Below are 18,691 nucleotides of genomic sequence, written 5' to 3'. Positions count from 1 at the left end.
ACGCTTAAATTTAATCGGAGAAACGACCAATGATTGTTTGCGAACCAGTTACTTTCTGGTTTAATTTTACATCAATTTTTGTTCCTAAAGGAAGATATAAATCAACTCTAGAGCCAAATTTAATGAATCCTTCCTGCTCACATTGAATTACTTTTTCGCCAACAACCGAATAGGAAACGATACGACGAGCTACTGCACCAGCAATTTGTCGCATTAAGATGGTAATTTTATCATCTTTTTCAATAACGATCGTTGTTCTTTCGTTTTCGGTAGATGATTTTGGCAACCACGCTTTTAAAAATAAGCCACTATGGTGTTTGCAATATTTGATGATTCCTTGTACTGGATACCAGTTAATGTGCACGTTTAATGGCGACATGAAGATAGAAACCTGAAGTCTTTTATCTTTAAAATATTCCGATTCTTCAGTTTCTTCTATAACAACCACTTTTCCATCTGCAGGAGCAATAATCAAATTATCTCCAACTACAGGAATTCGTTTTGGAACTCTGAAGAAGGAAACCACCAATAAGAAAAAAGCGATGGTTGCAACTAAAAATATATCGAGTAAAAGACCAGAACCAATCGTAAAATAAATTAGAGCATCTATGGCTGTAAGTAGTAAAAAAAACACTGCAATGATTCCGTATCCTTCCTTGTGAATTGTCATGTTTTGAATTTAAATTTTTGCAAATTTAATGAAAAAATTCCTTGATTACTTGCAAGAATACAAAAACCATTGGTGATACAAGTAAAATTGCATCAAAACGATCGAGTATTCCTCCATGTCCAGGGAGTATATTTCCCGAATCTTTAACTTGAATACTTCGCTTAAATAGAGATTCCACTAAATCGCCAATGGAACCGAAAAATACTACAGTTACACCAATTACTAAACTCTGAATTAGACTTAGGTCATTAAAGAAACTGGAGTAAAGCCATGCAACAACAAGGGTTATAATTGCTCCTCCAATACTTCCTTCCCAAGACTTTTTAGGCGAGATTCGTTCAAATAGTCGGTGTTTCCCAAAATTAACTCCAACCAAATATGCTCCTGTATCATTTGCCCAAATCATAACAAATACACCCAGAACAATTTCGTAATGAAATTGCTGATCATTAAATGGAAAAGCAAGATAATTTAGTAGAGAGAAGGGGAGTGCCACATAGATTATACCCAATAAAGTAAAAGCAATATTTGCAAATGGATTTTCTTTTTTTCGGTACAATTCAATAATAGGAATCATTACCAGTAGCACACCTAACAAAAGGAAAATACTTGTATTGTTAAAATAATTTGCGACAAAACAGCCTAAAAATAGTGTGCCAGAAGCAAGCATACCTGTAATTAATTGTGGTGAGCTATTTGCTTTTTTTGCCAGTTTATAAAATTCAAACACTCCCATTAGGGTAATTGCAAGAAATACGGCTAAAAAACCAATTGGGTGAAGGCTTATTCCTGCAAGTAAAACAATTGCAAAAACGGCTGCTGATAATGTTCTTATAATAAAATTCCCCACTTGATATATTTTAATAGTTGAATCTGTTTTTTACCTGCAGATTTTGCTTTCGTAGTTATTTGTTTTCAAAAATAGTATTTTTTCAGCACTTCTGACAATTGGGTTGTTATTCCCCTGTCTTTATTAAGTGAACTGAAAAAGTGCTATAAATAAAAAAGCTAAATCACTGAGTTTCCTCAATAATTTAGCGATTATATTTATTGTGATAAGGACTGGTTAAACAGCCTGATTTTCATTGTCTTCAATCTTGTTTTCGACCTCCGGATTTGGACTTACTTTTTTTGCAGTTAAACCTTCAGGTTCACCAAATTTTCTTGGTCCAAAAATAGCTTCCAAATCTTCACTAAAGATAACTTCACGTTCCAAAAGTAATTCTGCAAGCTTTTTGTGTTCTGCCATATTGTCAAGAAGCACTTGCTTGGCTCTTTTGTAACTATTCTCGATTAAGATCTTTACTTCCGAATCAATTAGCTCTGCTGTCTTTTCGCTGTATGGTTTCGAGAAACCATAATCCGATTGTCCCGACGAGTCGTAATAACTAACATTTCCTACTTTATCACTCATTCCGAAAATGGAAACCATGGCAATTGCTTGTTTGGTTACTTTTTCCAAATCGTTTTGTGCACCAGTTGAAACTTTGGCAAAAGTAATTTCTTCTGCAGCACGTCCACCTAAGGTAGAACACATTTCGTCGAGCATTTGCTCTTTAGTAGTAATGCTTCTCTCTTCTGGCAAATACCAAGCTGCACCCAGCGCTTTTCCTCGAGGAACAATAGTTACCTTTACTAATGGATGAGCATGTTCCAACATCCATGAAATGGTAGCATGACCAGCTTCGTGGTAGGCAATGGTTTTCTTTTCCTGAAGAGATATAATTTTATTTTTCTTTTCTAATCCACCAATAATACGATCGATGGCATCTAAGAAATCTTGTTTTTCAATAATTTCCTTTTTCTTTCTTGCAGCAATCAGAGCCGATTCGTTACATACATTTGCAATATCAGCACCCGAGAATCCCGGAGTTTGTTTCGCTAAAAATTCTTTGTCCAAATTTGGATCTAATTTTAATGGACGTAAGTGAACACCAAATATTTCTCTACGCTCGTTTAAATCAGGTAGTTCAACATGAATCTGACGATCGAAACGACCAGCACGCATCAAAGCACGGTCTAGGATATCAGCACGGTTGGTTGCGGCTAAAATAATTACACCTGAATTGGTGTCGAAACCATCCATTTCAGTTAGTAACTGATTTAAAGTATTCTCACGCTCGTCGTTCGAACCCATGTTAGGATTTTTACCACGCGCTCTACCAATTGCATCAATCTCATCGATAAATACAATACAAGGCGATTTTTCTTTTGCTTGTTTAAACAAATCACGAACGCGACTTGCTCCAACACCAACAAACATTTCCACAAAATCGGAACCCGACATGCTAAAGAAAGGAACGTTGGCTTCACCAGCAACTGCTTTTGCCAGCAATGTTTTACCAGTTCCCGGAGGTCCTACTAATAGTGCTCCTTTAGGAATTTTACCTCCTAGTTTGGTATATCTTTGTGGATGTTTTAGAAATTCTACAATTTCTTCAACTTCCTGTTTTGCTTCCGCTAAACCAGCAACATCCTTAAAGTTAACATTGATATTAGATTCTTTGTCGAAAACTTTTGCTTTCGATTTACCAACGTTAAAGATGTTACCACCTCCACCAGCTCCGCCCGAACCTTTGCTCATTCTTCGGAATACATAAAACCATATTCCAATAATTAAGGCAAACGGTAAAATCCAGCCAATAAAATCGCCAAAATAATTTTCCTGAGTGGTGTATTCCGGTTCAATTCTGTTCATATCAGAAACACCTTCCTGAGCCTCGTTTAATTGATCTGCAAATTGCTCAATAGAACCAATTGGGAACGTGTAATGAGGTCCTGCTTTCGAAGGAGAATCAAAACTACTTTCGAAAAGAGCTGGATATTTGTCCAGACTTTCCGATTTCAGGAAAACATTTACTTCAAGAAGATTACGAACTACAACAATTCGTTCCACATCCGAGTTGCGAATCATTTCGTTTTTCACCTTTTGCCAACTAGTTTCCTGTGCTTTTTGGCCAATGTTTAAAAGATTAAGAGCAATAAAAGCTACGGCAATTAATCCGTAAACCCAGTATGCATTAAATTTTGGCGGTTTTAACATACTGTTGCCATTCTTACCTTTTTGGTAAGGAGATTTATTTTGGTCATTATTTTCTGTCATTCTTTTTAGTTAAAGGTTATAGAATCGGCTAAGCGTTCTGAATTTTAGTAACAGCAGCATCTGCCCATAAGCTTTCAAGTCGATAAAAATCTCTGTATTCTTTCTGAAAAATATGAACTACAACATCAGCATAATCCAATAAAATCCATTGAGAATTTTGATATCCTTCCACTCTCCATAATTTTTCATTGATTTTTTCTCTCACGTATTCTTCTGCCGAAGCGGCGATTCCGTTTACATGAGTGGACGATGTTCCATGGCAAATAAGGAAATACTTACAAACCGAACTATCAATATTTCTTAGATCAATTTTAACAATATCAACTGCTTTATTTTTTTGTAATCCCTCAATTAAGGATTCAACAAGTTCTTCTGTTGTATTCCTTTGTTTTTCTGTCATTCGTAATATTTTAATTACAAAGATAATTTTTTTTCAAATGAATAAAATCGTTTTTTAAATTGATTTTAAATTGGACTAATATTTATTTAATTTTATAGTAGTCAGTTAATTATCTTTGTTGTTTTTTCGTTTTGTTTCCTCTTATTTCCTAAAAATTGTTTTTTTCGTTTTATTATATCTATAGTCTGCAATAAGGATATAGCTAAAGCAAAGTTTCACATTTTCTTTCATTATGCAAGGTAATGATTAATTTTACCAAAGATTAGCAAATTATCAATTGTTAACAGAACACCTTATATCTAGTCGAAATTAATAATTTTCATTTATGAATCGATGTTTATTTTCTCCCCAGCTATTAATACGCAAAAATGAAATACATTCTACTAACAATTTTGCTTTAGAGCTGATAAAAACTCAAAAACCGTCAGGTGGAACTGTCGTTTTGACATTAAGTCAGACAAAAGGCCGCGGACAGCGCACTAATGTTTGGGAAAGTGAATTAGGCAAAAACCTTACCATAAGTATCATTCTTACTCCAGAATTTCTACCAATTGCGCGTCAATTTCAAATTTCCTTGGTTATTTCCTTAGGGGTTTACGATTATTTGCGTAACTATTTAAAGAAGGTCAATATTAAATGGCCAAATGATATTTATGTTGAAGATGAGAAGATTGCAGGTATTTTAATCGAACATTCTATTATGGGATCGGTCTTAAGTCATAGTATTTGTGGTTTGGGTTTAAATATAAATCAAGTAAAATTTGTATCCGATGCACCAAATCCAACTTCATTGGCAATTTGTACCGGTAAAGAGTACGATTTGGATCAGGAACTGACAAAATTGTTGAACTGTATCGAAAATCGGTATTTTCAGTTGGAAGACAACAAATCAGACCAATTAGAAAAGGATTACCTGAACGCTTTGTATTGGATGAAGGAGAAGCATCAGTTTTCGGATGAAAATGGTCAATTTGAAGGAGAAATTATTGGGATTACCGAATATGGGCAACTACGAATAAAAGCGATGGATGAAGAGCGAATCTATAATTTTAAAGAGGTGAGCTTTATTCATTAGCTCACCTCTTGGTTCCTATTTTTTATAGTTGTATCGATATTTTAAGACTAATATTTCTTCCAGGATTATAGAAGTTTAATTGTTTTAGACTCGATAAGTGATCGGTATATACTTCATTAAAAAGATTGTTGGCACTCAATAGTACGCTTGCTTGATAATTGCCAAGTTTAAGATCGGTACCCGTCTGAATTCCAATTAAATTATAGGCAGCTGTTTTACTTTCGAATTTAGCCGGATCATTTTGTTCTAAGGCATGTTTCCAGTTGAAACTGATAAAAGGAGATTCGAAGGTTTTATTGCCTTTTGCAAAAAAGCGAACCGATGTCTGTAGTTTATGTTGTGGAATAAATGGCAAACGTTCTCCATTATCCTGTTTTGCAATCACCATTGAGTAATCGGTATGAAATTTTATAAAAGAAGCTGGAGCTACATTTATTGCCAATTCTCCACCATATAATTTGGCATTTTGCTGGGCATATGAATATACAAAACCAGTTCCTTCTGGAGCAGGTTCATCGCTTGGTGCCAAATAGATATAATCGTAAACTTTATTGTAGAAAACCGAAAAGTCGATGTTGTGATTTTGAGAATGGTAATGAACTCCCAAATCGGATTCTAAACTTCTTTGGGCATCAAGATTAGCATTTCCCTCCTCAAAACGGTTTCCGTGTAAGCCATGTTGTGTTAGTTCCGCCAAGTTTGGTGCGCGATACCCACTTGCAAAATTGGTTCGCATTAGTAGCTTTTCGGATAAATGAAATGTTGCTCCAAGCGATGCGTTTAGGTTATCGAATTGTTGGTTAATGTGCACCATTTCTTCTTCTTCATGTTCTTCCTCTTCATGTTCTTCGGGTTCTGCATGCGAATGACCGCCTGCTTCCTGTTCCGGAACGTATAAGGATCGATGATCATATCTTAGTCCCAATTGAACATTTACCGTATTAATTTCCTTTTTTAATAGGGCAAATGCCGAAAAATCGTCGATTTGAGCATCAGGAATAATATGGTTTGGTGCCTCATGATTGGTATTGGATTGATGCATTCCTTGAATTCCTACTAAAAATTCGCTGGTTTCAGAACTAGGGAAATACAATTTACTGTCATAAGTGAACGTGTTTAAGTCCATGTCTACTAAGCGAAAAACCGATGATTCTGGATTCCCGTTCAATCTTCTTTGGTTGAACTGATAAGCAGCATTCACTTCTAATTTATAGTTGCCAATAAATAAACGGTTTCTCGATGAAATTAAATGATGAGTCAGGTTTTGATACCATTGTCTATTTTTACGATCCCCGGCATTTACTAAATTGATGGACTCTTCATTAGTCATACCAAGTTTGGGTTGTAAATAATCATAGTAAATTTTAAAGCTTCCAACATCTTTAGTGATCCCTATTCCCAATTGTAGTCCATTGGAAGTAAAACGTGTATTGGGAACGTATTCGCCATTTCCATCTTTGTAATCTTTATGTGATTGTTGATTGGCACGAAGCATCCAAAACCAATTTTTTTGGGAAGCTTTTACGCCAACACTATTTGCAAATCCTTGTGTAACACTGTGGTACTCGCTAGTAATATCCGCTTTAAGCGTATTGGCAGGAGCAGGTTTTTCGTGAAGCATATTAATTACACCACCCATGGCATCCGATCCGTAAAGCAAGGAGGCAGGGCCTTTAATTACTTCGAAGTGGTCTGCTCCCTGATCATTAATTAAAAAAGGATGATCGGTAGAGAATTGGAAATTCTCCAGACGAACTCCATTGTTTAAAACAAGAATGTTGTTTAAGGATAAACCACGAATAACCGGAGTACTAACTCCCGGACTCCTGGAAATCACATCAACACCAGGTATACTGGCTAATTTTTCACCCAAGGAAGGGGTCGAAAGTTTTTTTAGATCTTCTTTTGCGAGTACCGAAATTTTAATTGCATTATCGTGTTGCGCAGAAGGAAAACCTCCCGAAACAACTACATCTTGCGTAGTAACCGAAGTAAAAGGCAAGTTGATATTTAGTTCCGAGTTTTCTTTTGTTATTGCTACTGTATTAATCGAACTTTCGTATCCAATGAAAGAAAATTGTATGGTGATTTTACCCGTAGGTAAATTTTCGAGCAAGTAGTATCCATCAGAATCGCTAACGGTTCCTTTTTGTAACTCGGGAATAAAAATACTTACACCGGGAAGAGCTATTCCATTCTCCGAATCGTGTATTTTTCCAGAAAGTTGATTGTTTTTTATTTCACCTAAGGCATAGGTGTATTGTGGCAATAGTAATAAAATTGCCAAGATATATCGTATCATAAAAACTCAGAGTTATATTGATTTATGTGATAAAATTTAAATTACATAGACTTAGTCGATGAGTTTAAAAAAACTTATCGACAGCTAATTACTGATTGCTATTCAATCAGTTAATAAATTGTATGAGACATAAATGGAGGAGCTCTAAGGCTATAATAAAGTGGGGTTTCTTGAAATATTTTTTGGATGGACTCCAGAACAGGAATTTCGAAATTGAAAATCGCAATGGCAGGAATACAAACAATAGTTGCTGGAGAAAAGAAAAAATAATCGAATTCCTGAATTTCACAAACATTCTCTACATCAGAGGTGTTGTGTGAGCACAGGTGTCCGTGATGCTCGTGGTTGGGAAACATCATGTGTTCTGCTTTTATTAAAATAGGCAGAACGAAAGCTATGCTTAATAGCCAAGCAAGAATTCTATTTTTCTTATTTAGAATCATTAAACGCAAAGCTATCTAAAAAAATGGATAACCAAAAAAAAGCTGTTGAAATTTTCAACAGCTGTGCAAGTAAATTTGTTATTCTATATTTTGAAGCATATTGTAAGGAATTTGGGTAAGGCCATCGGCCAGTTGATCAATTCCTTTCTCTAATTTCTTTTTCAACATCATTTTCATCATTGCATTTAGCTCAGCATGAACGGTTAATCGAATTCGAGTATCGTAAGCATCTTTTTCTACCAGCTGAATCCAAATGTAAAATTCGAAAGGACTTCTGCCATATCCTGTCATTTTTAGAACTTTATTTTCTTCCTTTTCTACAAATTCTAAACCTGCCTCACCAAAACCTTTTATCACGAAAGTGCAGTTGTTTTCGGTAGCTTCCCAATGCTCGATGTAATCTTTAAAATTTACTTTTTTCTTTGCCTGAGCTTCTATTTGTTCCTGAATTTGTGGATTGTTAGCTGCTAATTCGAATACTTTGGCAATTTTTCTGAAATCCGAAAAGAAACCATACACATCAGTTACTGTATGTGGAATCTTTTTTACTTCACTAATAATTTTTGTTGTCGACATTTGTCCCTTCCTCCTTTAGCGTGCAAAAGAGGGTATTCGCATGGGAATACTCTCTTTCGACTATTATTTTTTTATAAAAATGCGGCACTATTTTTTCCAGTTGGCCGGATCTTTTCTCCATTCTTTTAGTTGATCAACATCTTCTGCTTTCACGTAGCCAATTTCCTGAGCACGGTCAATCATTACGTTGTAATTACTCAATGTGTCTAATTTACAGTTTGCAACGGTAAAATTATCTGTTGCTGTTTGAAAACCGTAAGTGAAAATAGCCAGCATGCCCAACACTTCGCAATTAGCTTCGCGTAGTGCTTCTACAGCTTTTAAACTACTTCCTCCGGTCGAAATTAAATCCTCAATCACAACCACTTTTTGTCCGGCTTTAATTTCACCTTCAATTAGGTTGGTCATTCCGTGGGCTTTCGCCGATGAACGAATATAAACCATTGGTAAATTCATTTCTTCGGCCACTAAAGCACCTAAAGCAATGGCTCCAGTTGCAACACCAGCAATAACTTCCACATCAGGGTATTTCGCCAATACTGCTTCTGCAAAAGCTTTTTTAATGTAAGTTCTTACTTCTGGATAGGAAAGTGTTTTGCGGTTGTCACAATAAATTGGTGATTTCCATCCCGAAGCCCAAGTAAATGGGTTTGTTGGTTCTAGTTTTATTGCTTTAATTTGCAACAAATATTCAGCAACTTGTTTAGCAGTATCTTGCATTCTTTCAATGGATTTATGGATTGTTAAATGAATTCAAAAAGCGGAAATTCAGTTGATTGTATTTTCCCAAATCATTTTAAAATTCTAGCGCAAATGTATAAAGTATTTTTCAAAGATCGAACCATTTTTTTAGGAGATAAGAACGAGAGTGTAAATTTTGAAGGAATGGTTTATGCTTGGATAGAAGGGGAGTCGTTAGAAGGTCTCGTTCTTCAGTTTGATGAAGATGAAAGTAAGGAAGCCATTTTTATTGTTGCTGAAGAGGTGGAACTACTTTTTAAACATTTTACTACCTGTTTTAAATATATCGAAGCCGCTGGTGGAAAAGTATTCAATTCTAAAAACGAAATGCTGGCGATATACCGACTCGAAAAATGGGATTTACCTAAAGGAAAGGTTGAGAAAGGGGAATTGATTCGGCATGCTGCGCTTCGAGAAGTAGAGGAGGAGTGTGGGGTTACTAAGCTGATTATTGAAAAAGAGTTAAATTCTACCTATCATACCTATTGGTTGAAAGGGAAACACATTCTAAAGCAAACTTACTGGTATAAAATGAGTTATGCAGGCTCGGAAAGTTTGATTCCCCAAACCGAAGAAGACATACAGGAAGCAAGGTGGCTTTCGCTAGATAAGCTTGAGGAATTTAAAGCAAATACTTACGCTTCTATTTTAGATGTGATAAACGAGCAATAAGATCCTTTTATCCATTTTTAATAATCAATTCTAAACTTTCAGGTTTTAGAATATGAACGTGCTTATCTTTCACGGAAATAATGGCGTCGGTATGAAATTTTGCTAATGTATTTATAGTGCTTTCTTTTGAGCAACCTGCTAAAGAGGCAAGACCAATTCTCGTAACTGGTAAAGTAAATGTGGCACTTTTATAAATCTCGCTTAATTCAATTAGTATTAATGCGATAGAACCTTCAACGTTTTTGGTTCCCAATCTACTGGTTCGATGAACCATACTGTTTGTATTTAAAGACATATGTCGAATTAGCTTTAGTGCAAATTCTCCATTTTCCTTTATTAGGCTTAAAAAAATATCCATGTTTATCATCTTTATTTCGGTTTCTTCAAGAGCTACAGCCGAAAAATCTAGATTTTTACATGCAAAACTGCATACCATTCCAATAAATGAACCTTCGCCCAGAAGTTTTATGGTAGAAATTTTTGAATCATTTGTTACATCGAGTTTTGCGAGACCTTTCTCAATATATAGAATGTGAGATGCTACAAAACCTTGCTTTATAATAGTTTCGCCTTTGCTAAATTGAAGTAAGGTGGTGTAATTTTCCACCATTAATTTCTGATCAGAAGTTAAGGCGTTAAAGCAATCTTGCGCACTAACATGCTCTTCGTTAGTGTGATGCCTATCGGTTTGGTATTCTAATTTCACGAACAGATATTTTTTTGTTTAAAAGTACGTCTAAATTCAATGATTAATTACACCAAATATAATGAATCTATACTTCGAAAAAACTTTTAATCTCCTGCAAACTTGTTGCATTTTTAAACCATTACAATTTTTAAAATATTAAAATCAGAAAATAAATGGCAGATTTAAAGTTTAGAGTAAGTGCACATAGCGAAAATCCGACCAAAACTGTGGTGAAGGCACGAGGATTTGAAATAATTATTGATGAACCAGCCGATCTTGGAGGTACAAATGCAGGAGCGAATCCGGTAGAATATATTCTGGCAGCTTTTTGTGGTTGCGTTAATGTAATGGCACATGTAGTTGCGAAAGAAATGAGCATTGAATTGCGATCGCTTAAAATTAAAATGGCAGGAAATTTGAATCCTAATCGTCTTTTTGGTACTTCGTTTGATGAAAGAGCTGGTTACAAAGGAATTGATGTAGCTGTAATGCCAGATTGTGATGCTAGTGAGGAACAATTAGCAAAATGGTTGGAGGCAATTGAAGATAGATGTCCTGTTTCTGATAATTTAAGAAACATTACTCCGGTAAATTTAAAATTGAAATTAAAAAAGGCAACTGTCGCTTAGAGCGGGAAAGAATCACTTCCACTACATTTTATAAAGTAGTGGAAGTTTTCTAGTACTTATTTTCGGGAGGAATTTCTCACCGCATCTCGGGCAATTTTGATAAACTCCAATTGAATATTTTCTTTCGGTCCCTGCGCCGGAGCTTTAACTATTTTACCCTCGGGATTTATAAGAATATAGGTTGGAAAGGCTTTAATATTATACTCTCCAAGTAAATGTTGTTGATCGCCAATATGAACGATTGGCCAATCAATTGATTTTTTTGAAGTGAATTCAAGGTATTTGCTTACTTCCCAATCGCAGGCAATGCTTAAAAATTCGACGTGTTCACCAAACTGTTTTTTTAGTTTTGCTATTTCTTTAAAATCTTGTAAACAAGGATAGCTTTCGGTGTTGCAAAAATTCAGATATAAGTATTTGCCTTTGTAATTTGCTAATTTAAATTTGCCAATAGAAAAATCGGGAGCAAGGTAATTGCTTTGTAAATGGGTAATTTTGCGAATGTAATTTTCGCATAAGTCTTGATTGTATTGGTTGGTGCTATGCTCTTTTAATTGGGTTAGAATTTCGATGGTTTTGTTTTGGCTATAAAATTTTCGAGTGAACGCATCAAATACCGAGGTGGCAATAATTAACTCCCTAAATTGGATGTTTTTATAGGCTGGATAATTTCGCATCAATTCATAAATTTGGCGATACGTGTCTTCAGATTTTAAAGCAAGAGAAAGTTCAGAGGTTTCCACTTGACTAAAATATCCGGTAAGAAAATTACCATATTGTTTTTTATATAGACTTGTATAGGCAGAATTGTTGAGTTTGATTTCCTTGTTTTCAAAATATTTCTCTTCAATTTTCGAGAATAAGTTAGGATAAGCTAAGTAATCCAAAAATCCCAAACGATAGGTTAAATAATCTTGAAAAAACGGATTGCTTATCTCATTATATTCTAATCTTACTTCTTCCGAAAATGCAATTCCTACTGAGTTCTCCTTTTTTCGGTAAATCTTATGAAAGTTCTGATTTATAAAAGGATCGATCTTGTCGTCTAATGTGCGAATAGCAATATTAAGATCTTTAGTGTCTACATTCGCAACCCCAATAAGAAGTTCATCTAATTCAAAAAATGGGTTTAATTTCTGAACCGGACTTAGGTCTTTTTTGGGAGGTAATTTAATTTCATACTCTTTTCCAGGCTCTAAATAAAGGTAGCCTTTGTAAACGCCAAGAGGTAGAAATACTAAAGTAACTTCATTAATATCTAAATTGATTGAAAAGGAGCCATCCGCAGGAACCGTAAAATCGGTTAAGGTTTTTTCGGAGTAGGTAAATACATCAGTGTGGTATTTAATTTCAATTTTCGATCCAGCGTAAGTTTTGTTTGTACCATAAATTCGAACGGTATCGGCCAACGAAAGGTTTATTGAGATAAAGCTTAAAAATAATAGTAGAAATATTTTCATTGGAAAAATGCTAGTGATGGTTTTAGTTGATAATTTTTAGGGCAATGTCTACGTACTTTGGAATATCTAGAGTAATTGGCCCCTGTTTTATGTCGTCTTTGTGTTTTCCAAAACGGACAATAACTGCATTTTTTTCAGCAATACTATATATGTATTGGCCACGATGACCTCTCATGTAAGGAATATTCATATTCGAATAGGGAAGAATCCAATATTGAAGTCCGTAGAAATTTAAAGCTTCTGTTTTTTCTTCGTTTAAAAGATAAGAAGCAGCTTTTGTAGCTTCTGCGATATATTCTTCCGATACCAATTGAACTCCATTCCAGCTTCCTTTATTCAAAACTAATTGTCCGAAACGAGCAGCATCCCGGGCATTGGTGTTAAAGCAACAAAACGATTTTTCATCACCATCTTGTTTGTCTAAACTCCACAAAGCAGGTTGTACAGCCTGCATTGGTTTCCAAAGCATGCGTTCTGCATATTTAGCAATAGTTTCGCCAGTTGCTTCTTCTACAATAAATGCTAAAAGTTGAGTGTTTCCGCTTTGATACCTGAAACGAACACCTGGCTTTTCAGTTAAATGCTGACTGGTGGTAACTTTTCGTAGATCTTTTCCATAGTAGGCTTTTGTTGTAATGGATGTAGGACTGCTATATGCTTCGTCCCAATCTAATCCAGAGCTCATGTTTAGTAAATTTTTAATAGTTATATCGCCACGTTCGTCTTGCGAAAACTCTTTCAAATATTTTCCGATAGGATCATTAACAGAGCTAATTTTTCCTTGATCGATAGCGATACCAATGAGTAAACTAACAATACTTTTTGTTGCTGAAAAAATATTGGAGAGGGATTCCGTTCCGTAATCGTCCCAATATTCTTCGTATAAAACAGTACCGTTTTGTATCACCAAAAAAGCTACGGTTTCATGATCTTCTAGATATTCACGATCTTCCGAATCAAGAATGTATTCATTATATTCAGCATCTTCCTGCCAATCGTTCCCATTTTCGACGGCAACCTCCTTATTTTCAAAGATGGTATAGTCATCAAGATCGGCATACCAATAAAGTAAACTGGTTCTCAAGTAATTGGGAGCAAGAAACATCCATGCACTTGCTAAAACCAAAATAAAGACAAGTATTTTGACAAATTTTGACATTAGGTTAAAGGTTTAGTTTGTAAGCTTCTGGGTCATCTACCTTAGGTAAAAATTGGGCAACATCTCCACCATGACGAATAATATCTCTTACAATGGTAGAGGTAATTGGAGTATGTTCAGGGGTTGTTAATAAAAATATCGATTCTAATTCGTAAACCATTTTTTTATTGATTTGGGCAATGGCTCTTTCATATTCAAAATCGGCTGCAGTTCTCAGTCCGCGTAAAATAAATTTTGCATTTTTTGCTTGGCAATAATTCACAGTTAATCCGCTAAACGATTCTACTTCAATTTTTGGATTGTTGTGAAATGCTTCCTTAATCCATTGAATTCGTTTTTCGATTGGAAAAAACTGTTTTTTTTCAGAATTGTATCCGATGGATATAATTATTTTGTCAAATAAAGGTAAAGCTCGGGTAACAATTGATTCGTGACCTACTGTAAAAGGGTCGAATGAACCCGGGAATATTGCAATGCGTTCCATTAAATTAATTTTAAGTACTAAACAAAAATAGTAAGAATAATTGTAATGACTTTTGCTTTGGTTAAGAGTTTATTTTTAGAATTAAATCATTAAAATAGCTTGAGGCTTTTAGCAGATGAGATTCAAACCAGGAAAACATTTCCCCATCAACTAATTCTATTTTTGTATTGGGCAGTAAGCTCTGAATTTCAGGAATATGTTGCTGGCTAAAAGAAAAAGGTTCCGACGAAAGAAAAATTAAATCGGGATTTATTGCTTGAATTTCTTCTGGACTTAATTGAGGATATCTTGAATCATCATTTTCAATTGCGTTGGTAAATCCGCATTTTTCCAACATCGAATTGATAAATGTATCTCTACCTGCTACCATAAAGGGGTTTTTCCAGATTAAGTAGAGTACTCTTTGTTTTTTGTTTAGAATTGGTAATTGTGCAAAATTAGATTGAATGCGATTAGCAATTTCAAATGCTTTGGGTTCAGCACCAACCATTTTACCAACATTTAGAATGTTTTTAAGAGCTTCGTCGTAGTTGCGCACTTTGCATACATAAACAGCATACTCATCCATTAATAATTCTATCTGATTTTTGCTATTTTCTTCTTCGTTTGCAATAATTAAATCAGGAGCAAGTAGGTGAATCTTATCAAAGTATAAATCTTTTGGTCCTCCTAAATTTGGAAGTTTTGCAATTTTATCTGCCGGATATTTACAAAATTTTGTTTTGGAAATAAGTTGCTTACCAATTCCTAGATCGAAGAGGAATTCGGTAGTAGAAGGAACCGTTGATATAATTCTTTTAGGAGGGAAAGGAATTGTTATTTCCTTGCCTAAGTCATCTGTAATTGTAATATAATTATCCATTATTTAATATTTATTTCTTTATAAGAACTTACAAAGAGAATATTTCCCATGTCTTCGAAACCTGTAAATAATTTAGTTCCTTCTTTTTCTACTTCTTCATGATTAAAACCTAGAATACACAAATCTGCATCCATAGAATTTTGCATGATTACCTGCTTTTTATTGGTGTGGTCGGCATTTATTAGTTGCACATTACTTGGTGAAATAGGTAATCGTCCTGATTTAATTAAAACAAGTAATTTTTCTTTCTGGATGTCCATTTGATCTTCGGGGTAAACAGCGAAGATTTTTATTGTGCCTTTCTTCCAATCGGGATGCCCTTGAATTATGTAAGCCAATAAAATCATTAGGTTGGCATTCTCTAAATCTTCGGCCCCTATCCAAACATGCACTTCGCGATGGTATCCAAAACCTTTATAGGAGGTGTTTAGAATACAAACGTCGAAATGAGTCGATTTAATTAAGTTGTAATTATCTATTACATAGTTTAATCGGCTGGGTTTTGTTCTCGAAAATTCGAATAGAATGGTATTATAACCAGTACCTGATATTCCAGAAAGCTGCATAACTTGTGCAATCGCCGAGGTCATCGAAGGGCTGATAATTGTATCGAGATATACTCTGTTTTTGCTTCCCGATGCTAAGTTAATCAGGCGGTTCATTACTTTTTTCGATTCAAGATTAGTTTCTTCGTTTAAATACCCCTCCAAATAATGAATATAAGTGCCAAATCCGTATTTGTACGAAATCCAGCGGAGTAAATCAAAAGCAGAACGACGCTTAAAGGAATCTTCGGAAATACAAATAGCAAAAGGTCTCCAACTTAATTCTCGATCTCCTTTTTCGGCACGTTGTGCAAATATTTGTAGGTAGCGACTTAGCTGAAAAACAACTCCTTTAAATAATTTTGCGAGTCCTTTTTGTTCTTTCGAGCTTTGGTTAATTCCATAGTAAATGCCACCCATTATCAGTAAAGATAAAATAGCATAGGTCATGTTCATTTGAAACATGATCCAGATTGAAAGAATTGCTCCTAGTAAGGACAAATACCATTTGGAGCGAAAGGTTGGTCGGTAGGATGGATCTGCTGCAAAATGTTCTAAAAAAGAGATCATGCAAATGGCACCATAGGTAACCATAAAGAACATGGATATAATTTGAGCTACAAAATTTACATCGCCAATAAAAACAAATACAAAAGCAATAATTATTGAAATAACGGATGCATTAATTGGCTCATTATTCTTTTTGTTTTCAGTTTTTAGCCATTTATTTAATCCTTGCTGTGGGAATATATCATCCAAGCCAATGGCTTGCAAAGTACGCGGTGCTACCATAATAGAGCCTAAAGCAGATGATATGGAAGCTGCAGCTAAGCCAATAGGAATAATAGGACCCCAAACTGCAATTTTACGCATAATAAGCTGGTCGCTGGCTAAATCTTCAGGACTAGCAGATACGGTAAATTTATAGGCGGCAAACAAGTAAATGATGAGTCCTACAATGGTCGCCCAAATGGTTCCTTGAGGAATTGATTTTCGTGGGTTTTTTAAATCGCCAGATAGTCCTAGTCCTGCCGCTAATCCCGTAAATGCGGGAAAAATGATGGTGAAAACATAGAAGAAACTCTTTGGGTTTTCAATCGTAGCGTCCAAAATTATTTCTTTGGGAGCAGTATCGGGAGCACCAAGAAAAAATAGGACCAAAGCGACTCCTAAAATTCCAGCAACAATATATAGTGCTTTCATTCCCAAATTTGCTCCTCGGCTAAGAAATAATCCAGAAAGAAGAGCCATTGTTGGAATACTTATTGCTCTTTTGTCGTAAATAAGTAAGCCGTAATTGTCTGCGATCCATTGTATAAGTGGATCGAAAGCTTCAGCGAATGCTATTACATAGAAGGCAACAGAAATAGCTTGCGATAGATATAAAGTTATGCCAATGGCGGCTCCGATATTTAATCCGAACGATCGGGATATTATGTAGTAAGCTCCACCTCCTAAAACTTTTTGATTGGTGGCTATTTCGGCTACAGCCATTGCCGTTGGAATGGTAATTAGGTGTCCCAAAATAATGATTCCGATAACTCCAATAAAACCAACATTTCCTACTGCCCAACCAAAACGGAGGAATAGAATAGCTCCTAAAATAGTGGATATTGCAGTAAGAAAAACGGGGAAGGTGCCGAAATTAGCTTTAGACTTTAGTAAATTATCTGGCATAGAGAGTTAGTGTTTATTTCTATTATCAAACTCCTAAATATAGTTAATCAGAACTAAAATATACTCTTTAAGGCATTGAAACAAACTTTGCAAGTTCCGATACTAACAACTTGGTATCAAAAGCATCCTGATGATAAATAATTTGTCCTTTGTTATTTACAAGAAAGGCGTGAAATTGGCGGTTGAGATATTTAATAAGATCAACACTATTGTCAATGCTTTCTATTTCGGTGTATTGATGGGAAGAATCGGCAATAGGTCGCCACTGTTTCCAATCCTTTGTTCCAACTACAGGAATAAGATTGTAGGAGGAGTTTCGAATGATACTAACCAGTTCGATTCCATTCTCTTTACAAATAGTTTGTAAAGTATCCAATGCCTGATATTGTATTTCATTTTTATCTGGTGTCCATGCTCTCCAAATATAAAATAGGTGGTATTTATTTTTTTGTGCTTCAAAATGGTACGCTTTTTCATTTATAGTGGTGGAATTAAGCGCAGGGAATTCCTGTTTAATGAAAATTTGTTCAATCATTTCCACGCGCAGGTTTAAATTTTTCACATAAATACCATTAGGGTTTGCCATGTTAAGCGTTTTTAAGTATTCTTTTACATCATCAAGGCTACATTTGGCGCCAAAATACTCCTGAAATATTAAATAAGATACTACTGGAGAAGATGCGTAATTGTGAAAATATTCTTTCTTGAATTTATTAAGTCTTTTGTATTCGGCAAGAAATGTTTTCTTTTTAATTGAATCGGAATATACTTCGGGAAGTTCAAGATCATTGGCTATTTTTAATTTTTCCTGATTGTTTTTCTGAAGCTTATTTTGAAAATCTTCGTATCTATTTTGTGCTTCGGAACCAGTAAGTTTTTTTATCAGAAAATCGTGTTTAAACTCGTCCTGATGAGCTAATAAATTCATGGAAGAGGGAGAAATGAAAATTTTTGCCCGTCTATTTTTCGATAATCCGAGCTGTGCAACAAATGCATGATCGGTTTTTCCAGAGAATTGAAACTCTCCGTTTTTTGTTGTTACAGAGTCTAGCAGAATTACATTTTCGCCAGTTTCCTGATAAAGAAAGAGTGTTTCCTCCTGAATCCCACCAATCATTCCTTTAAGAACAAATTCTTTTTCTTGTGAGTAAACATTTAAAATACAGATAGAAATGAGGAGATATGCAACAAATATTTTTTTCATG

Annotated in this window: 18 protein-coding genes; 3 read left to right on the top strand and 15 right to left on the bottom strand. The window is 35.0% G+C overall.

From position 1 onward, the window contains the following. Nucleotides 1-10: 10 nt before the first annotated feature. The 4 genes from BZG02_RS01745 to rsfS all read right to left on the bottom strand — a co-directional run bounded on the left by BZG02_RS01745 (nucleotide 11) and on the right by rsfS (nucleotide 4,173). Nucleotides 11-670 carry a phosphatidylserine decarboxylase family protein gene (locus tag BZG02_RS01745; RefSeq protein ID WP_101259685.1) on the bottom strand — a complete coding sequence of 220 codons (660 nt, stop codon included), beginning with the start codon at nucleotides 668-670 and terminating at the stop codon, nucleotides 11-13. 25 nt (nucleotides 671-695) lie between these two features. Next, a complete protein-coding gene (locus tag BZG02_RS01740; protein WP_180335591.1) occupies nucleotides 696-1,520 on the bottom strand; it encodes a phosphatidate cytidylyltransferase in 825 nt (274 codons plus the stop codon). A 216-nt stretch (nucleotides 1,521-1,736) separates the two neighbouring features. Beyond that, the gene (gene ftsH, locus BZG02_RS01735) at nucleotides 1,737-3,773 is read right to left on the bottom strand and encodes an ATP-dependent zinc metalloprotease FtsH (RefSeq protein WP_101259683.1); all 2,037 of its coding nucleotides are present in this window, start codon (nucleotides 3,771-3,773) and stop codon (nucleotides 1,737-1,739) included. Between the two features lie 28 nt (nucleotides 3,774-3,801). Continuing rightward, nucleotides 3,802-4,173 carry a ribosome silencing factor gene (gene rsfS / locus BZG02_RS01730; RefSeq protein WP_101259682.1) on the bottom strand — a complete coding sequence of 124 codons (372 nt, stop codon included), beginning with the start codon at nucleotides 4,171-4,173 and terminating at the stop codon, nucleotides 3,802-3,804. 325 nt (nucleotides 4,174-4,498) lie between these two features. On the opposite strand from rsfS, the gene BZG02_RS01725 reads away from it, so the two are divergent. After that, entirely contained in the window at nucleotides 4,499-5,248 is a 750-nt protein-coding gene (locus BZG02_RS01725) for a biotin--[acetyl-CoA-carboxylase] ligase (RefSeq protein ID WP_101259681.1), read from the top strand. A gap of 22 nt (nucleotides 5,249-5,270) precedes the next feature. Here the strand turns inward: BZG02_RS01725 and BZG02_RS01720 are convergent, their stop codons facing one another. The 4 genes from BZG02_RS01720 to pyrE all read right to left on the bottom strand — a co-directional run bounded on the left by BZG02_RS01720 (nucleotide 5,271) and on the right by pyrE (nucleotide 9,289). After that, nucleotides 5,271-7,550 carry a TonB-dependent receptor gene (locus BZG02_RS01720; protein ID WP_101259680.1) on the bottom strand — a complete coding sequence of 760 codons (2,280 nt, stop codon included), beginning with the start codon at nucleotides 7,548-7,550 and terminating at the stop codon, nucleotides 5,271-5,273. 110 nt (nucleotides 7,551-7,660) lie between these two features. Then, on the bottom strand, nucleotides 7,661-7,909 hold the full coding sequence (locus BZG02_RS01715) for a hypothetical protein (RefSeq protein WP_143470404.1): 249 nt from the start codon (nucleotides 7,907-7,909) through the stop codon (nucleotides 7,661-7,663). Between the two features lie 162 nt (nucleotides 7,910-8,071). Further along, nucleotides 8,072-8,569 (bottom strand): hypothetical protein, encoded by a 498-nt coding sequence (locus tag BZG02_RS01710; protein ID WP_101259678.1) that lies wholly within the window; start codon nucleotides 8,567-8,569, stop codon nucleotides 8,072-8,074. An 87-nt stretch (nucleotides 8,570-8,656) separates the two neighbouring features. Continuing rightward, entirely contained in the window at nucleotides 8,657-9,289 is a 633-nt protein-coding gene (gene pyrE, locus BZG02_RS01705; protein WP_101259677.1) for an orotate phosphoribosyltransferase, read from the bottom strand. 93 nt (nucleotides 9,290-9,382) lie between these two features. On the opposite strand from pyrE, the gene BZG02_RS01700 reads away from it, so the two are divergent. Beyond that, nucleotides 9,383-9,982: an NUDIX hydrolase gene (locus tag BZG02_RS01700; protein WP_180335590.1), complete on the top strand. Its 600-nt coding sequence runs from the start codon at nucleotides 9,383-9,385 to the stop codon at nucleotides 9,980-9,982. A 7-nt stretch (nucleotides 9,983-9,989) separates the two neighbouring features. Here BZG02_RS01700 and BZG02_RS01695 read toward each other — a convergent pair whose 3' ends face one another. Then, complete coding sequence (locus BZG02_RS01695; RefSeq protein ID WP_101259675.1) at nucleotides 9,990-10,688, bottom strand: Crp/Fnr family transcriptional regulator; 699 nt, start codon at nucleotides 10,686-10,688, stop codon at nucleotides 9,990-9,992. A 155-nt stretch (nucleotides 10,689-10,843) separates the two neighbouring features. Here BZG02_RS01695 and BZG02_RS01690 point away from each other — a divergent pair, with 155 nt between their 5' ends. Next, the gene (locus tag BZG02_RS01690; RefSeq protein ID WP_101259674.1) at nucleotides 10,844-11,299 is read left to right on the top strand and encodes an OsmC family protein; all 456 of its coding nucleotides are present in this window, start codon (nucleotides 10,844-10,846) and stop codon (nucleotides 11,297-11,299) included. Nucleotides 11,300-11,355: 56 nt separating this feature from the next. Here the strand turns inward: BZG02_RS01690 and BZG02_RS01685 are convergent, their stop codons facing one another. The 6 genes from BZG02_RS01685 to BZG02_RS01660 all read right to left on the bottom strand — a co-directional run bounded on the left by BZG02_RS01685 (nucleotide 11,356) and on the right by BZG02_RS01660 (nucleotide 18,690). After that, the gene (locus tag BZG02_RS01685; RefSeq protein WP_101259673.1) at nucleotides 11,356-12,759 is read right to left on the bottom strand and encodes a TlpA family protein disulfide reductase; all 1,404 of its coding nucleotides are present in this window, start codon (nucleotides 12,757-12,759) and stop codon (nucleotides 11,356-11,358) included. Between the two features lie 22 nt (nucleotides 12,760-12,781). Beyond that, a complete protein-coding gene (locus BZG02_RS01680; protein WP_101259672.1) occupies nucleotides 12,782-13,918 on the bottom strand; it encodes a serine hydrolase domain-containing protein in 1,137 nt (378 codons plus the stop codon). Nucleotides 13,919-13,922: 4 nt separating this feature from the next. Continuing rightward, nucleotides 13,923-14,402, bottom strand: a complete 480-nt coding sequence (gene coaD, locus BZG02_RS01675) for a pantetheine-phosphate adenylyltransferase (RefSeq protein WP_101259671.1) — start codon at nucleotides 14,400-14,402, stop codon at nucleotides 13,923-13,925. A 61-nt stretch (nucleotides 14,403-14,463) separates the two neighbouring features. After that, nucleotides 14,464-15,264, bottom strand: a complete 801-nt coding sequence (locus BZG02_RS01670; protein WP_101259670.1) for an ABC transporter substrate-binding protein — start codon at nucleotides 15,262-15,264, stop codon at nucleotides 14,464-14,466. Then, a complete protein-coding gene (locus BZG02_RS01665; protein ID WP_101259669.1) occupies nucleotides 15,264-17,486 on the bottom strand; it encodes an APC family permease in 2,223 nt (740 codons plus the stop codon). The genes BZG02_RS01670 and BZG02_RS01665 overlap by 1 nt, the downstream gene beginning before the upstream one ends. A gap of 67 nt (nucleotides 17,487-17,553) precedes the next feature. Further along, entirely contained in the window at nucleotides 17,554-18,690 is a 1,137-nt protein-coding gene (locus BZG02_RS01660; protein ID WP_101259668.1) for a DUF4369 domain-containing protein, read from the bottom strand. Nucleotide 18,691: the final 1 nt, after the last annotated feature.

This window comes from Labilibaculum filiforme (assembly GCF_002843315.1).
Classification (GTDB): domain Bacteria; phylum Bacteroidota; class Bacteroidia; order Bacteroidales; family Marinifilaceae; genus Labilibaculum; species Labilibaculum filiforme.
The sequence above is the reverse complement of the archived record's forward strand: the minus strand, read 5'-3'. Positions and strand labels throughout refer to the sequence as shown.

Coding starts and splice junctions, on each gene's coding strand:
- BZG02_RS01660 (WP_101259668.1), bottom strand. CDS start 18,690: ATGAAAAAAATATTTGTTGCATATCTCCTCATTTCTATCTGTATTTTA.
- BZG02_RS01710 (WP_101259678.1), bottom strand. CDS start 8,569: ATGTCGACAACAAAAATTATTAGTGAAGTAAAAAAGATTCCACATACA.
- BZG02_RS01665 (WP_101259669.1), bottom strand. CDS start 17,486: ATGCCAGATAATTTACTAAAGTCTAAAGCTAATTTCGGCACCTTCCCC.
- pyrE (WP_101259677.1), bottom strand. CDS start 9,289: ATGCAAGATACTGCTAAACAAGTTGCTGAATATTTGTTGCAAATTAAA.
- rsfS (WP_101259682.1), bottom strand. CDS start 4,173: ATGACAGAAAAACAAAGGAATACAACAGAAGAACTTGTTGAATCCTTA.
- BZG02_RS01690 (WP_101259674.1), top strand. CDS start 10,844: ATGGCAGATTTAAAGTTTAGAGTAAGTGCACATAGCGAAAATCCGACC.
- coaD (WP_101259671.1), bottom strand. CDS start 14,402: ATGGAACGCATTGCAATATTCCCGGGTTCATTCGACCCTTTTACAGTA.
- BZG02_RS01720 (WP_101259680.1), bottom strand. CDS start 7,550: ATGATACGATATATCTTGGCAATTTTATTACTATTGCCACAATACACC.
- BZG02_RS01685 (WP_101259673.1), bottom strand. CDS start 12,759: ATGAAAATATTTCTACTATTATTTTTAAGCTTTATCTCAATAAACCTT.
- BZG02_RS01680 (WP_101259672.1), bottom strand. CDS start 13,918: ATGTCAAAATTTGTCAAAATACTTGTCTTTATTTTGGTTTTAGCAAGT.
- ftsH (WP_101259683.1), bottom strand. CDS start 3,773: ATGACAGAAAATAATGACCAAAATAAATCTCCTTACCAAAAAGGTAAG.
- BZG02_RS01745 (WP_101259685.1), bottom strand. CDS start 670: ATGACAATTCACAAGGAAGGATACGGAATCATTGCAGTGTTTTTTTTA.
- BZG02_RS01670 (WP_101259670.1), bottom strand. CDS start 15,264: ATGGATAATTATATTACAATTACAGATGACTTAGGCAAGGAAATAACA.
- BZG02_RS01725 (WP_101259681.1), top strand. CDS start 4,499: ATGAATCGATGTTTATTTTCTCCCCAGCTATTAATACGCAAAAATGAA.
- BZG02_RS01715 (WP_143470404.1), bottom strand. CDS start 7,909: ATGATGTTTCCCAACCACGAGCATCACGGACACCTGTGCTCACACAAC.
- BZG02_RS01700 (WP_180335590.1), top strand. CDS start 9,383: ATGTATAAAGTATTTTTCAAAGATCGAACCATTTTTTTAGGAGATAAG.